Consider the following 13,477-nt stretch of genomic DNA (forward strand, 5'->3'; position numbering starts at 1 on the left):
CGGCCGCGGGGTATCCCGAACTTTCCTGCTCATGTAAAAAAGTCGCATGGCCCCGTGCGGTGGTCATCCCGCGCGCGACAGGTAAAAAAATGCCCGCCGGTCTGGTCCGGAGGGCATTGACGAAGTGAGATGGGCGAGCGCTTTGGTTTCCCGCCCGCGCATAGTGTCTCACCATGAGCGTCGATCGGCTGCCCCAATACCGGGGGGTTTGTGCTTCGTCACTCACTTGACACGCATCAAAAAATAAATGCGACAGCGATGGCAGCGGAGCCGGTGTCGGCCCGATCCAGGTGCTGCATGGGCTATGCATTGCGCTGTGCGTGGACCGCTCTCCTGGCTTGCCGGCGCAGGTTCCTCGCCTTGCCATTTGCCCAGCTCATTTGCCATGTGATCCCGGCACCCGGAACGAGGCCACCCGGGCGGCGCACGGCATGGTGCGCATGGCAAGAGTTTCAAGGCCGCGCCGGACCGCATGCGCCGGACTCGCCGGATTCGCCGGCGAGCTCGCGTACGAGCCGGACTACTTCGTCGGGGTGGCAAGGCTTGGGGCAGTAGCGCACGCTAGGGTTGGCGATGGTGGGCACAGGGCGCATGCTGGTCGAGATTACCAGCGGCGTGGCACAGAGCGCGTGGTCGTGCAGCAGCATGCCGCACAGCACCGCGCCGTCGCCATGCGGCATGATCCAGTCGGTCACTACCACGCTGGGATGCACGCGTTGCGCCATGAAATAAGCGCTGAATCCGTCGGCGGCGCGCTCCACGATATARCCGGCGTCCTCAAGCGCGCACGCCAGCGCATCTGCCACGCCGGGTTCATCGTCGACCACGAGGATGGTTTGACAGGGACGCCGCATGGAATCTGCCTATGATGAGTTTGTCGTAGAAGACACTGCTCCACGCAAGGCCCGGGCCAGAAGCCCGCTGCCTGCCACCGCCAGCCGGAACCTGCCCATGCCCGTCGTGCAACCCGTGCCACCAGTGTCAGATATGCCAGGGCGCCCAAAGGGGCCGGACATGGCTGCCGCGCCGGTCGCGCGCAGCGATATCCCGGCCCGCCTTGACCGCTTGCCGTGGTCGCGCTGGCACTGGCGCGTGGTCATCGCGCTGGGCGTGGCATGGGTGCTCGACGGACTGGAGGTGACGCTGGTCGGCTCGCTCGGCGGCGTGCTGGAGCGTCCCGACGGCCTCGGCCTGGATGCGGCGCAGGTGGGCTGGCTCGGCTCCCTGTACGTCGCGGGCGCGGTGGCGGGCGCGCTGGTGTTCGGACGGCTGGCGGACCGCCTCGGACGCAAGACCTTGTTCCTGGCGACGCTGGCCGTGTACATGGCCGCCACGCTCGCCACGGCATTCTCCACGGGCTTCGTGTTCTTCGCGGTGTGCCGCTTCCTGACCGGGCTCGGCATCGGCGGCGAATACGCGGCGATCAATTCGGCCATCGATGAGCTGATCCCGGCCCGCGTGCGCGGCCGCGTCAACCTGGCCATCAACGGCAGCTTTTGGCTCGGCGCGGCACTGGGCGCCGGGCTGAGCCTGCTCCTGCTGGATCCGCGCGTACTGGGCCCGGCGCTGGGCTGGCGCGCCGCGTTCGCACTCGGCGCCGTGCTGGCGCTGGCCATCCTGCTGGTACGGCGCGATGTGCCCGAGAGCCCGCGCTGGCTGCTGTCGCACGGGCGCGAGGCGGAGGCGGGCCGCATCGTGGCGGACATCGAGTCGCAGGTGATCGCGCAATACGGCGCATTGCCGCCCGCGGCGGGCACGATCACCTTCGTGCGCCGCGCCACGCCCGCGCTGCGCGAGGTCGCCGGCGTGCTGTTCCGGCGCTAGCGCATGCGCAGCGCGGTGGCGCTGGCGCTGATGGTGTCGCAGGCATTTTTCTACAACGCGATCTTCTTCACCTATGCGCTGGTGCTGACGCGTTTTCACGGCGTGCCGGACAACCGCGTGGGGCTGTATATGTTTCCGTTCGCGCTGGGCAATGTGCTCGGGCCGCTGCTGCTGGGCCCGCTGTTCGACAGAGTCGGCCGGCGCCGCATGATCGGGCTGACCTATGTGCTGTCCGGCGTGGGCCTGGCGCTGACCGGCTGGGCCTTCGTGCAAGGCTGGCTCGACGCGCGCAGCCAGGCCCTGTGCTGGTCGGTGGTTTTCTTCCTGGCGTCGGCCGCGGCCAGTTCGGCGTATCTCACGGTCAGCGAGGTGTTTCCGCTGGAAACGCGCGCGCTGGCGATCTCGGTGTTCTACGCTGTAGGAACAGGGAGCGGCGGATTTATCGGCCCGCTGCTGTTCGGCGCGTTGATAGAAAGCGGCAGCCGCGTGGCGGTGGCTACCGGCTACGGCATCGGGGCGCTGCTGGTGATCGCCGCGGGCCYGTTTGCCTTGCGCTACGCGGTCAACGCAGAGATGCGCCCGCTGGAAGACATCGCGCCGCCGCTGTCCGCGGACCCGGCGCAAGCGACGCGGGAATAGCGCCAGGCCCGGGCATGCCGCCCCTGTACTCTGCCCGTGCTGCATGCAAGGCGCGCATCGCCGGGCGCGCTGTCAGCCCCGGCCATGCGCAGGGCAAGCTGGCACGATTTGCGCGTGAAGCTCGCCCGTTCCCAGCCGACCAGGAGCCACCATGACGATGGATGACTATCAAGCCTGCATCGACGCGTGCAATGCCTGCGCCGCGGCGTGCAACCACTGCGCGGCGTCGTGCCTGCAGGAAGGGCAGGCCGCGGACATGACGGAATGCATCCGGCTGGACATGGAGTGCGCCGCCTTGTGCCAGCTTGCCGCCGCCGCGATGGCGCGCGGCAGCCCCTATGCAGCGGAGATATGCCGCTTGTGCAGCAAGGCCTGCGAGGCCTGCGCCAGCGAGTGCGGACGACATGCCGTGCGGCACTGCCAGGTCTGCGCGATTGCCTGCAAGCTGTGCGCGGACGCGTGCCACGGCATGGCATAAGGCGCGCTGATGCACATCACACGCGCAATGATCTGCGCGCGTGACATGCACCTGTGACATGCACCTGTGACACGGGCGGAGCAGTCGGCGCGCGCAGGTAACGATTACCATCGTGCGCCTTTGTTTCCGGCCACGTGAACCCATGCGTGTTCGTCCGCATCGCGCCCGGCGCAGGCCGCCGGGAGGCCGCCAGGCAAGCGCTGCCAACGCATGCCGCCCGCCCCGCGCGAGCACTCCCCCCCGAGCGGCCCGCATGCTTGTCGGACGGCGTCTGACTGGCACATGTCTGGCTTGGGAAGAGACCAGGCGCTCCGCATGCGAGCGACCCTTTTCCTCTCTTTTCCTCTCCGAGGAGGTACCTATGAAGCATTCATTCGCCAAGGCCCTGCTGATGGCAGGCGCCGCCATGGCTTCGGTTTGCGCGCTGGCCCAGGGCGTGGGCGTGCAGGAGCCCCGCAGTCCGTATTCGCAGGGCGGCATGTCCAATAGCGGCGCCGGCCTGACCGACCCCTACGCCGGTGCCCGCGCGCCGGACAAGTTCGACCCTTACACGCAGGGCGCCAGCCAGCCCGTGCGCACCGACCTGGCCCCCACGCAAGAGCCCTACATGGACCAGAGCCAGAATGCGCAGCTGGCCTACATGGACCGTTCGCGCTGGCTGGGCCCCACGCTGGGCACGCGCCTGGGCCTGCGCAGCCGCTTCCTGGACGGGGCCTGAGATCCGGCGCCTCATAGGCTGGCCGTGATCTTGATTTCCGACTTCCGCCCCAGCAGGTGAAGTGCCGGGGGCGGCATGCATCGGCGCCCATGCCAGTCGCGCAACGCCATGGCCGGGAAGATCAGGCCGAGGGCACCGGATCCTTGCGCCGGAATGCCGCCTGCGCGGTGGCGATCACCCGGCCCTGGCTGTCGGTGACTTCTGCATTGGAGAAGAACACGCGCCGTCCGCCGCCCACGCGCCGGCCTGTCACCACCAGCGGTTCGAGTTGCCCCGACGAGACATAGTTGACGTTGAGCGAGATGGTGGTGGCGGCGCGCCGCACGCCACCTTCCGGGAACAGGCCGGCATAGCCGCCGGCGGCGTCCAGCAACGTGGCCAGGATGCCGCCCTGGACCACGCCGGTGTTGTTGAGATGCGCGGGCTGGGGCACCAGCGCCATGCGTACCAGGTCCGGCTGCCACTCCACGATGGTGACGTTGAGGGATYCGAGGAAGGGGTTCTCCAGCGCATAGGGCTGGTTTGCGGGGGTCTTGTCGGACATGGCTTGCAGCGGTCGGCAATCGAATGGAATGGCCGACATGATAGCTGGCGGCGGCGAACCGTTCTTCATATCATCGAAGGGCAGCCTTCGGCTTGCGCCACGATGCCGTGCCGGGCTGCCTTGCCTTCAGGGAGACCGCCATGCCCCGCCGTCCATCTGTCCTGGCCGCAGCGTTTGCGCCGGCCGTCGCCGGCGGCTTTGCCGTGGCCCTGGCCATGCCTGCCGGCGCCGCGCCGGGTGCCGATGCGAAACTCGTCGCCGAGGCCACGCAAGGCCAGCTCAAGGCGCTCAAGGGCAAGGTCTTCGACAAGTCATGCAATGAGTCGGTGGACTACGATGCCGCCGTCGTCGACCTGAACGGCGATGGCCAGCCCGAGGTTTTCACCAATTTCTACGGCACTTGCGTGGGCGGCATGGCCGGCGTCTCGATGCAGTTGTACGTGAAGGATGGCAGCGGGCGCTGGCAGCCGCAGTTCGGCTTTCCGGGGCAGGCCACGGTGCTCAAGACGAAGCACCTCGGCTATCCGGACATCGAGATCGGCGGGCCGGGCAATTGCTTTCCGGTCTGGCGCTGGAACGGCGCGCAGTATGCGCCGTACAAGAAGTGCGCGCGCTAGCGGCGGCGGCTCAGGGCAGCGCGCGCAGTGCCAGGAGCCCGCAGCCACCCAGCGCGCCGCTCAGCGCGCCACTCAGGCTGGCCGCGCGCAGCCAGGCCATCGACTGCCGCAGGCCGGCCTTCATGCCGCGCTCCGCGCCGCGGCCAGCACGGCCGCCATGACCGCGGCGGGAATCGCCAGTCCGGCCCACGCGCGCAACGCGCTGCCGGCGGCGAACACCCATAGCACCGCGCACGCGTACAGCGAGAACGACAGCAGCGTGGCGGTCGTCACCGCCTCGGACGGCGGCATCGGCAGCACCACCGCCAGCAGGCCGGTGGCCAGGGCTGCCAGCACATAGCCGCCACCGATCGCGGCCACCACGCGCGAGGCAACATCCAGGCGGTAGCGGCCGTTCCGGCTCAAGCCCATGTCCGCGCCTCCCGGGCAGCCCGGCCGGGCACAACAATCCGTAGCGGGGCAGTGGAAATGAGTCGATGCATTGGCTATATGTCCTATGGAAGAGGGCCGTATTGCGCGGCAGGCGGCCCGCCGCGCAAGAGGCCGGCCGCAGGCGACGCCTGATGGCCCTGTTGGTCGCATATGATAATCGTTCTCATTTGAGTTGTGTGGATCCGGGCGGATTCCCGGTGCTGGCTGGCCTGTTATGTGCTTGCTGCCGGAGGCCGTATTACTGGGCGATCTGCCGCGTTTTTGGCTCTCGCAAGAGGCGGTTTCCGCGCTCGGCTATCATGTGCGAGCTTCGGGGATATGGGTGTGCGGTGAGCGCCGCATGGAGAACCCCCTGTCCCGCATCCTTTACTGGTTTCTATCGTGTCTTCCGCTATTCCCGCTGTTCTTTCCGCCGACGTCAAACGAGTAGCCGCCATTGTCTGGATACGGGTCCAGATGGAGCGGCTGGGCATCACCGCCGATGACATCGAGGCGGCGCAGGCAGCCGCGGCGCCGAAGGCTGAACCTGTGGCCGAACCCGGCGGCGGGCAGCAAATCCTGCCGGTGGCGGAACTGCTTGCCGCGCCGCTCGCGGAGCCTGCCGCGAAGATTGCTGCCGCCCTGGACACGGAAGTGGCGGCGGAAGTTGAGCCGCTAGTGGAGGCGGACGTTGAAGCGGAGGTTGAGGCGGAAGTTGAAGCGGAAGTTGAAGCGGTCGCCGAACCCGAGGCGGAAGCCGACGTCATCGCGGAGCCGGCCGGCCCGGTTCAGGGGCTGTTGCCAGCGGCACCTGTCACGGCGCCGCCGATGGTGGCGCCGCGGCCGCGGCGCAAGAGGAGGCGTGGCCAGCGCAATGCGGCCGATGTCGCCTCGCCCGGATCGGCACTGGCAGTAGCGCCGGAAGCCGCGGCGTCAGCTGCGGGTTTGCCGAAAACTGTGGCGGAGCCAGAAGCCGAACCGAAAGCCGAGCCAAAAGCCGAGCCAAAAGCCGAGCCAAAAGCCGAGCCAAAAGCCGAGCCAAAAGCCGAGCCAAAGGCCGAGACCGCGCCCGTCGTCACCCCTGCTGCGGCCCCGGCGGCTCCCTCCGGCCCGCGCCGCTACCGCAACGCCGAAGGGCAGGTCTGGGACGGCGAGGGCGCGATGCCCTCGTGGCTGCTGCGCGCGGTCAATGCCGGCCAGTCGGTCGAGCATTTCCGCGTGGGCTGAGGGCAGACGGGGCGCCGGCAGTCCGGTGCCCCGTCTGCCCGCGCCGCTCAGGCTTGCTCGTTGAGCAGCACGCGGCAGCGGATAAAGGCGCTTTCCTTGCCGAGTGCGGCGACCAGTTCGTCCGACGGCGCCTTGTCCAGGTCGGTCACCACATAGCCCATTTCCCCGCTCGTCTGCAGGTGCTGCGCCACGATGTTGACGCCGTCGCGCGCCAGCAGCGTGTTGAGCGTTGCGAGCGCGCCGGGCGCGTTGCCGTGCACGTTGAGCAGCCGCGCCGGCGAGGTCAGCGGACCCGGGCTCACCTCGGGGAAGTTGACCGCGCCGATGGTGTCGCCGGTGCGCAGGAAGGCGATCAGCTTGGTGGCGACCTCGGTGCCGATATTCTCCTGGGCTTCCTCCGTGCTGCCGCCGATATGCGGCGTCAGGATGGCATTGGGCACGCCCTGCAGCGGGCTGTCGAAGCGGTCCGCGTTGGTCTTGGGTTCTTGCGGGAAGACGTCGATGGCCAGGCCGGCGATATGGTTGTCGTCGCAGGCCGCGCGCAGCGCCTCAATATCCACCACCGTGCCGCGCGAGGCGTTGATCAGGATCGCGCCGCGCTTGAACTGGCGCAGCACCACGGCGTCGATCATCTTCCTGGTCTGGGCCGTGGCCGGCACGTGCAGCGTCACGATATCCGCATGTGACACCGCATCCGCCAGCGAGCGCGCCGCGCGCGCCGAGCCGAGCGACAGCCTGGCCTGCACGTCGTAGTACACCACGCGCATGCCCATGGCTTCGGCCAGCACCCCGACCTGCGAACCGATATTGCCGTAGCCGATGATGGCGATGGTCTTGCCGCGCGCCTCGAACGAGCCCGTGGCGCCCTTGGCCCATTTGCCGGCATGCGCCAGCGTGTTCTTCTCCGGCACGCGGCGCAGCAGCAGGATGGCCTCGGCGATCACCAGTTCGGCCACCGAACGCGTATTGGAGAACGGCGCGTTGAAGACCGGCATGCCCGCGCGCGCGGCGGCATCCAGGTCGACCTGCGAGGTGCCGATGCAGAAGCAGCCGATGGCCAGCAGGTGCCTGGCCGCCTCGATCTCCGGCGCGCCGAGGTGCGTTGCGGAGCGGATGCCGAGGATCTGGTGCGCTTGCGGCGCTTGGTGCAGTTCCTCGCCGGCGAGCGCGCCGCTGCGGCGCTCCACGGTGACGAGCGCCTCCTTGAAGCGTTCTACGGCGGTGTCGTGGATGTTTTCAAGCAGAAGGGCAGAAGTCATGGCGATGGCAGCAATAGCAATGGCGAAGGGCGGTGGCGAAGGCGGCGGCGGCGCGGGGGAGGCTGCGCATGGCGCGCGCGGCGAAGGGCGCGGGCCGCGGGCGCACGGCGGAACGAGCCGTGCCATGGTAACGCAGGCAGCGCCGCCACACCGAACACCCACATTGGCGCCAATGGCAAATGCCGGACGCCCGACGGGGTGCGCCCATCCGTGCCTTGCCGCGCAGGATTGACAGCCAGTTCCGGGCGTGCGTACACTATTTCGGAACGATGTTCTGTCTAATAGAATATTGTGATGAAAACAGGACAGCCAAGACGCCGCGCAACGCAATGCGCGGCGCGGATCATCCCCGGAGACCTTGATGCACACCCGCTCACCCGCCCGCCTTCTCGCCGGCATCGCGCTGGCCGCCCTCACGGGCACCGTCAGCATTGCCTCCCGTGCCGACACCTGGCCCGACAAGCCGGTGCGCATCGTGGTGCCGTACTCGGCCGGCGGCACCACCGATTTCGTCGCGCGCCAGGTGGCGCAGAAGCTCACCGAGAGCACCGGCAAGTCCTTCTTTGTCGAGAACAAGCCCGGCGCCAGCGGCACCATCGGCACGCTGCAAGTGGCGCGCGCGGCCCCCGACGGGTACACGCTGCTGGCCAACGACACCACGTACACCATGCTGCCGTCGCTGTTCAAGACGCTGCCATGGGACTACAACAACGACCTGGTGCCCGTGACCACCATCGCGCAGACGCCGGTGATCCTGATCGTGCCGGCCAACTCCCGTTTCAAGACATTGCAGGAGCTGATCGACTTCGCCCGGCAGAATCCCGGCAAGCTGAACTTCGGCTCCGGCGGTAACGGCAGTTCCACGCATCTCTCGGCCGAGGTCTTCAAGAAGGAGGCCAAGGTGTCGATCACCCATATCCCGTACAAGGGCGCGGGCAATGCGCTGATGGACCTGATCGCCAATAACCTGGATATCCTGATCACCGCCACGCCGACCGCCGTGCCGCAGATCAAGGGCGGCAAGGCGCGCGCGCTGGCCGTGACCGGGGCGACGCGCGTGCCCGCGCTGCCGGACGTGCCAACCTTTGCCGAAGCCGGCCTGAAGGACTACAAGGTGATCAACTGGTTCGGCCTGGCGGCGCCCAAGGGCACGCCGCCCGCGCTGGTGGCAAAGCTGCAGGCGGAGGTGAGCAAGAGCGTCAACAGCGCCGAGGTGAAGGAGCGCCTGGCCAGCCTGGGCGCGCAGCCGGGCGGTATCTCACCGGCCGATTTCGCGCGCCGCATCAAGGACGACACGGCCCTGTGGACCCGGGTGGCGAAGGCCGCCGACGTGAAGGCGGAGTAGGCGGAACGCGGCCAGATGGCGACCAGATTGCGGCCAGATGGCGGCCAGATGGCGGCCAGATGGCGGCCAGGTCGCGACAGGAACCCGACAAGAACCCGATAAGGAACGACCATGTATTTCAGAACCGTGCCCAGGGAGATCCCGCTGCAGGTCTTCTCGTCCATGCCCGCCCATTTCCGCAAGGCCGGCGTGCGCTCCGAGTGGGCCGATGCCAACAAGGGCGGGGCCTGCATCGACAGTTTCCTGGAGGGGCCGGTGTTCGATGCAGCCGGCAACCTTTACGTGACCGATATCCCGTTTGGCCGGATCTTCCGTATTTCCCCGGCGGGCGCGTGGTCATTGGTGGCCGAATACAAGGGCGAGCCCAACGGCATGAAGTTCCTGAATGCGCGCGAGCTGGTGGTGGCGGACTACCGCAACGGCCTGCTGCGCGTGCAGGTCGAGACGGGCGAGGTGACGACGCTGCTGGGACGGCGCAACGCCGAGCAGTTCAAGGGCKTAAACGACCTGGTGATCGCCCGCAACGGCGACCTGTATTTCACCGACCAGGGCCAGACTGGCCTGCACGACCCCACCGGGCGCGTCTACCGCCTGCGCGCCGGCGGACAGCTCGACCTGCTGCTGGGCAATGTGCCCAGCCCCAACGGGCTGGCGCTGTCGTGCGACGAGAAGGTGCTGTTCGTGGCGGCCACGCGTGGCAACTGCGTGTGGCGCGCGCCGCTGCAAGCGGACGGCAGCGTGTCCAAGGTGGGGCAGTTCTTCACCTTCTACGGCACCAGCGGGCCGGACGGCATGGCCATCGACGGCCGCGACCGGCTGTTCGTGGCGCATGCCAGCCTGGGCTGCGTGTGGGTGCTCGGCAAGCGCGGCGAGCCCGAGGCCATCCTCGCCAGCACGGCGGGCGCCACCACCACCAACCTGGCCTTCCAGCCCGGCACCCATAAGGTGTTCGTCACCGAATCGGAAACCGGCTCCATCCTGTGCGCCGACCTGGCCGAGGCCGGGCTGGCCGGCTGAGGCTCACTTCGGCAGCAGGTCCTGCAGGTCTCGCAGCGTCGCGCCCCCGCTGGGCACGCCCGGTACGGCGGCGAGCGGGCCGGCGCCCTGGCTGGCGGCCGGGGCAGGTGCCGCCGCGGGACTGGCGGCGCTGACCGGCGTGCCGTGCGCGATGACCGGCACCGCCGACGGGTCCAGCCGGCCGTTCTGGCCCAGCGCGACCTGGCCGCAACCGCTCAGGAAGCCGTCCTTCTTCAGGCTGTTGGTGATGTCGATGGCAAGCACCGCCGCGCGTTCCTCGATGGGGATCGCCTGGGCGCCGCGGCTGAACGAGTACTTGCCCTTCCACACCGCGCGGTTCTGCATGGCATCGGTCAGCGTGGTGCCGTAGTTGATCGACATGCGGTTGCCGTAGGCGCCGATCACACCCCCGCCATTGGCGATGGTCAGGATGGAATCCGCCCGGAAGCCGCGCATCTTGTTCGTGAGGGCGGACGAGTCCAGCTCCAGGCCCGATAGCTCGTCATAGGCCGCTTCCACGCCACACTGCTTGGCCAGCTCGCGGAACTTGGCGGCGAACGCCAGCGAGAAATCGTTGTTCCAGCCCATGCCCGTCGTGCCCACCACATACATGCGGGCGGGCTTGCCGTTATAGTCGGTGGCGCGGGTAGAGACGGCGACGGTCGCCGGCGCGCACCCGCCCAGCAGCAACAGGACGGCAGCGGCGGCAGCGGTGCCAATACGGTATGTGTGGTTCATGCTCGTCGTTACTTCACATAGGAAAAGTAGTAGGGGCTGGAGACGGACCGCATCACGTAGCGCCCGTTGCCTTCGGTCAGCCGGTAGCAGGTTTGCATGCTGCTGAACCTGGGGTCGCCCATTTCGATGCAGACCTGACCGGCCTCCTGCTCGATGCGGTAGCGGCCGGGCGAAGTGCCGCGGCTGACCGAGTTGGTGACATCGAGGCTGCCGCCTTCGCGGATATCCATCCACAGCGTGACACCCGAAGGCGCGGTGGCGTTGATGCGGCCGAGATGCGCGAAGTGCGCGGCCAGCTCGGCGCCGGTGAGCTGCCGGTCTTGCGCGCCGGCCGCCGGCTGCGGCGCCGGAGGCCGTGCTTGCGCGGCGGGCGCCGGGGGCGCTGTCTCGCTGCGAAAGCGCTGCAGCGCCAATGCCGACCTGGCCGGCACCTCGCCGATCCATTGCGCGGGCACGGCGAAGTTGAGGTTCTGCGCGTCGGTGCGCATCAGGTAGGTGATGCCGATCAGCTGGCCGTCGGCATTGAACAGGCCGCCGCCGCTGGACCCGGGCGAGATCGGCGCGGTGGTCTGGATACGCACCACGCGGCCGTTGGCGTCCTTGTTCAGGGAGGAGAGCAGGCCGTCGCTGAGCGTCAGCTCAAAGCCGCGCGGCGCACCGATGGCATAGACTTTCTGGCCCACCTTGAGCGACGCGAGCGGGGCGATCTTCACGGGCGGCGCGCCCAGCCCCTTCGCCTGCAGCACGCACAGGTCGCGCTCCACATCGGCATGCACCAGGCGCGCGACGTGCATGGTGTTCTCGCGCCGGATGCCGATGGACTTGCCATTCTTGAGGACATGGCAGTTGGTGACCAGTTCTTCCGGGCCGGTGACCACCGAACTGCCCAGGCCGATCGTGCCGCCCTGCGCGTCGAACACCGTGACCACCCAGATGCTTGGCGACTCCCGTTCATACAATTCCGCCGAATCCAGCGCAAGGCCGGAGAGGGGGATGCCGGCAGTCAAACACGAAATTGCGACGTAACCCGCGATTTTTTTCGCCCGACCCATGATGTTGTTGTTGGTGACTGTTTTCTTGCCGGATTCAGCCGCTGCCCGGGCTGTCCGGTCTTTCCCGGCCTGCTTTGCAGACGCTGCAGGCGATCTGGCCGGGGCTGCCTATCATAAACGTTCCGCCCGCCGCGCTAAAGCTTTGTGGCTGCCAGCCGACAATTAACGGGCAGGAATATCCCCGGGTGGTGCCGCGGCTTTTCCGGCCGGACTGCCGGCATCCTCGCCACCCGCCCACCCAACCGCAACCTGGAACAGGACAATTCATCCATGGATACCTCCATCGTCAGCGCGGCGAGCAACCCCGGGACCGACCCGGTCAGCTTGCTGATGCTGCGCAAATCGCTTGACCTGCAGGCCAACAGCGTGGCCACGCTGATGGCATCGGCGGCGCCGGTCGGCGTGCCCGCCAGCAACCCCCCGCATCTGGGCCAGAACATCGACATCAAGGTGTGACAACGGGGCAGCCCGCGTCCGGGGTGACCCCGGGCGGGGGCTGTCTATTTCGGGGTGCCGGCGTGCCGGCGCCGTTCCCGTTCATGCGGTAATCTCCACCATCCCGTCACAATGGCGCGGCCGCTTTCATCGAACGGGAACACACGAATGAACGTACTGATATTCGGCGCGACCGGCATGGTCGGACTGGGCGTGCTGCGCGAATGCCTGCTGGCCGAAGACGTGGCGCGCGTGCAGACGGTAGGCCGCACGCCGACCGGCCAGCAGCATCCCAGGCTGACCGAACTGGTGCATGCGGACCTGCTGCACTACGACGGGATCGAGCCGGCGCTGACAGGTTTCGACGCGTGCTTCTTCTGCCTGGGCGTGTCCTCGGGCGGCATGTCCGAAGCCGAGTACACGCGCGTGAGCTACGACATCACGCTGGCCGCCGCGCAGGTGCTGGCCCGGCTCAACCCGCAGATGACCTTTGTCTATGTTTCCGGCGCGGGGACCGACAGCACGGAGAAAGGGCGCTCGATGTGGGCGCGGGTGAAAGGGCGTACCGAGAACGCGTTGCTGAAATTGCCGTTCAAGGCAGCGTATATGTTCCGCCCGGGCGGTATCCAGCCGTTGCACGGCATCCGTTCCAAGACGGCGGCCTACCGGATTCCCTACATGATTGCGGCGCCGGTGCTGCCTTTGCTGCGGCGCTTGTTTCCGGCTTATCTCACTACTACCGAGCAGGTGGGGCGTGCCATGCTGATTGTGGTGCGGAGGGGGTTTCCTCGGGGGGTTGTCGAGGCTCGGGATATTGATGGTATGCGGTAGTTTTTGCTTTTTTTTGGCTTTTTTGGGCTTGGCGGCTTGAGTCTCATTTGGCGTTTATGCGTATGAGGGTGTGCTTTGCGTCTCTGGGCCTAGCGGCGCGGGCTTGGTAGCCCGTTCGCACACATGTAAGTGTCACTTTTCTTTTCTCGAAAAGAAAAGTAACCAAAAGAAAGCGATTCTTGCAGAAGGCTGGGCGCTCAGATTTTATGGGTGGTGGTGGTTTCGTGGTGGGTCTCATGGCTTTGGCTGGGCTGCTGGCGCTACCGGTTTGCTCGCCTGCGGCATCGCGGGTGGCGTTCGATTCGTGGTGGCGCTGCATGATGGCGTTGGCCCAGGTAGTTC

Annotated in this window: 14 protein-coding genes and 2 pseudogenes; 10 read left to right on the forward strand and 6 right to left on the reverse strand. The window is 67.5% G+C overall.

Annotated features, from left to right (window positions below; all coding sequences use genetic code 11):
• Positions 1–452: 452 nt before the first annotated feature.
• Positions 453–854: a response regulator transcription factor gene (locus AC1DK4_RS18340; protein ID WP_441616684.1), complete on the reverse strand. Its 402-nt coding sequence runs from the start codon at positions 852–854 to the stop codon at positions 453–455.
• A gap of 133 nt (positions 855–987) precedes the next feature.
• Here AC1DK4_RS18340 and AC1DK4_RS18345 point away from each other — a divergent pair.
• From AC1DK4_RS18345 to AC1DK4_RS18355, 3 genes and pseudogenes are all read left to right on the forward strand, one after another.
• Positions 988–2,463 (forward strand): annotated as a pseudogene (locus AC1DK4_RS18345) (MFS transporter).
• Positions 2,464–2,614: 151 nt separating this feature from the next.
• Complete coding sequence (locus AC1DK4_RS18350; RefSeq protein ID WP_441643334.1) at positions 2,615–2,941, forward strand: four-helix bundle copper-binding protein; 327 nt, start codon at positions 2,615–2,617, stop codon at positions 2,939–2,941.
• A gap of 361 nt (positions 2,942–3,302) precedes the next feature.
• Positions 3,303–3,659, forward strand: a complete 357-nt coding sequence (locus tag AC1DK4_RS18355; RefSeq protein WP_441616688.1) for an endonuclease — start codon at positions 3,303–3,305, stop codon at positions 3,657–3,659.
• Positions 3,660–3,780: 121 nt separating this feature from the next.
• On the opposite strand, the gene AC1DK4_RS18360 is transcribed toward AC1DK4_RS18355, so the two are convergent.
• Positions 3,781–4,203, reverse strand: coding sequence for a PaaI family thioesterase (locus tag AC1DK4_RS18360; RefSeq protein ID WP_477131680.1), 423 nt, complete (start codon positions 4,201–4,203; stop codon positions 3,781–3,783).
• Between the two features lie 140 nt (positions 4,204–4,343).
• Here AC1DK4_RS18360 and AC1DK4_RS18365 point away from each other — a divergent pair, with 140 nt between their 5' ends.
• Positions 4,344–4,820 (forward strand): hypothetical protein, encoded by a 477-nt coding sequence (locus AC1DK4_RS18365; protein WP_441616692.1) that lies wholly within the window; start codon positions 4,344–4,346, stop codon positions 4,818–4,820.
• Positions 4,821–4,940: 120 nt separating this feature from the next.
• Here the strand turns inward: AC1DK4_RS18365 and AC1DK4_RS18370 are convergent, their stop codons facing one another.
• Positions 4,941–5,231: a DUF3649 domain-containing protein gene (locus AC1DK4_RS18370; RefSeq protein ID WP_441616694.1), complete on the reverse strand. Its 291-nt coding sequence runs from the start codon at positions 5,229–5,231 to the stop codon at positions 4,941–4,943.
• Between the two features lie 1,080 nt (positions 5,232–6,311).
• Here AC1DK4_RS18370 and AC1DK4_RS18375 point away from each other — a divergent pair.
• A pseudogene (locus AC1DK4_RS18375) lies at positions 6,312–6,458 on the forward strand (H-NS family nucleoid-associated regulatory protein); the annotation flags it as partial.
• Between the two features lie 47 nt (positions 6,459–6,505).
• Here AC1DK4_RS18375 and serA read toward each other — a convergent pair.
• A complete protein-coding gene (gene serA, locus AC1DK4_RS18380; RefSeq protein ID WP_441616696.1) occupies positions 6,506–7,717 on the reverse strand; it encodes a phosphoglycerate dehydrogenase in 1,212 nt (403 codons plus the stop codon).
• 361 nt (positions 7,718–8,078) lie between these two features.
• Between serA and AC1DK4_RS18385 the strand changes: the two genes are divergently transcribed.
• Both AC1DK4_RS18385 and AC1DK4_RS18390 read left to right on the forward strand, forming a co-directional pair.
• The gene (locus tag AC1DK4_RS18385) at positions 8,079–9,062 is read left to right on the forward strand and encodes a Bug family tripartite tricarboxylate transporter substrate binding protein (RefSeq protein ID WP_441616698.1); all 984 of its coding nucleotides are present in this window, start codon (positions 8,079–8,081) and stop codon (positions 9,060–9,062) included.
• A gap of 111 nt (positions 9,063–9,173) precedes the next feature.
• Positions 9,174–10,079 carry an SMP-30/gluconolactonase/LRE family protein gene (locus AC1DK4_RS18390; protein ID WP_477131681.1) on the forward strand — a complete coding sequence of 302 codons (906 nt, stop codon included), beginning with the start codon at positions 9,174–9,176 and terminating at the stop codon, positions 10,077–10,079.
• Positions 10,080–10,082: 3 nt separating this feature from the next.
• Here the strand turns inward: AC1DK4_RS18390 and AC1DK4_RS18395 are convergent, their stop codons facing one another.
• On the reverse strand, positions 10,083–10,817 hold the full coding sequence (locus AC1DK4_RS18395) for a hypothetical protein (protein ID WP_441643335.1): 735 nt from the start codon (positions 10,815–10,817) through the stop codon (positions 10,083–10,085).
• Between the two features lie 8 nt (positions 10,818–10,825).
• Positions 10,826–11,776 carry a S1C family serine protease gene (locus AC1DK4_RS18400; RefSeq protein ID WP_441616704.1) on the reverse strand — a complete coding sequence of 317 codons (951 nt, stop codon included), beginning with the start codon at positions 11,774–11,776 and terminating at the stop codon, positions 10,826–10,828.
• Positions 11,777–12,139: 363 nt separating this feature from the next.
• Here AC1DK4_RS18400 and AC1DK4_RS18405 point away from each other — a divergent pair, with 363 nt between their 5' ends.
• The 3 genes from AC1DK4_RS18405 to AC1DK4_RS18415 all read left to right on the forward strand — a co-directional run.
• A complete protein-coding gene (locus AC1DK4_RS18405) occupies positions 12,140–12,325 on the forward strand; it encodes a YjfB family protein (RefSeq protein ID WP_441616706.1) in 186 nt (61 codons plus the stop codon).
• Between the two features lie 147 nt (positions 12,326–12,472).
• On the forward strand, positions 12,473–13,135 hold the full coding sequence (locus tag AC1DK4_RS18410) for an NAD(P)H-binding protein (RefSeq protein ID WP_441616708.1): 663 nt from the start codon (positions 12,473–12,475) through the stop codon (positions 13,133–13,135).
• A gap of 103 nt (positions 13,136–13,238) precedes the next feature.
• Positions 13,239–13,477: hypothetical protein (locus AC1DK4_RS18415; protein ID WP_477131682.1), on the forward strand; the 239-nt coding region annotated here is incomplete at its 3' end.

The organism is Cupriavidus sp. 05N38 (assembly GCF_056397345.1).

What these genes read in the sequence shown, in the direction of transcription:
- AC1DK4_RS18355 (WP_441616688.1), top strand. Translation starts at nt 3,303, where the DNA reads ATGAAGCATTCATTCGCCAAGGCCCTGCTGATGGCAGGCGCCGCCATG.
- AC1DK4_RS18350 (WP_441643334.1), top strand. Translation starts at nt 2,615, where the DNA reads ATGACGATGGATGACTATCAAGCCTGCATCGACGCGTGCAATGCCTGC.
- AC1DK4_RS18385 (WP_441616698.1), top strand. Translation starts at nt 8,079, where the DNA reads ATGCACACCCGCTCACCCGCCCGCCTTCTCGCCGGCATCGCGCTGGCC.
- AC1DK4_RS18410 (WP_441616708.1), top strand. Translation starts at nt 12,473, where the DNA reads ATGAACGTACTGATATTCGGCGCGACCGGCATGGTCGGACTGGGCGTG.
- AC1DK4_RS18370 (WP_441616694.1), bottom strand. Translation starts at nt 5,231, where the DNA reads ATGGGCTTGAGCCGGAACGGCCGCTACCGCCTGGATGTTGCCTCGCGC.
- AC1DK4_RS18365 (WP_441616692.1), top strand. Translation starts at nt 4,344, where the DNA reads ATGCCCCGCCGTCCATCTGTCCTGGCCGCAGCGTTTGCGCCGGCCGTC.
- AC1DK4_RS18405 (WP_441616706.1), top strand. Translation starts at nt 12,140, where the DNA reads ATGGATACCTCCATCGTCAGCGCGGCGAGCAACCCCGGGACCGACCCG.
- serA (WP_441616696.1), bottom strand. Translation starts at nt 7,717, where the DNA reads ATGACTTCTGCCCTTCTGCTTGAAAACATCCACGACACCGCCGTAGAA.
- AC1DK4_RS18395 (WP_441643335.1), bottom strand. Translation starts at nt 10,817, where the DNA reads ATGAACCACACATACCGTATTGGCACCGCTGCCGCCGCTGCCGTCCTG.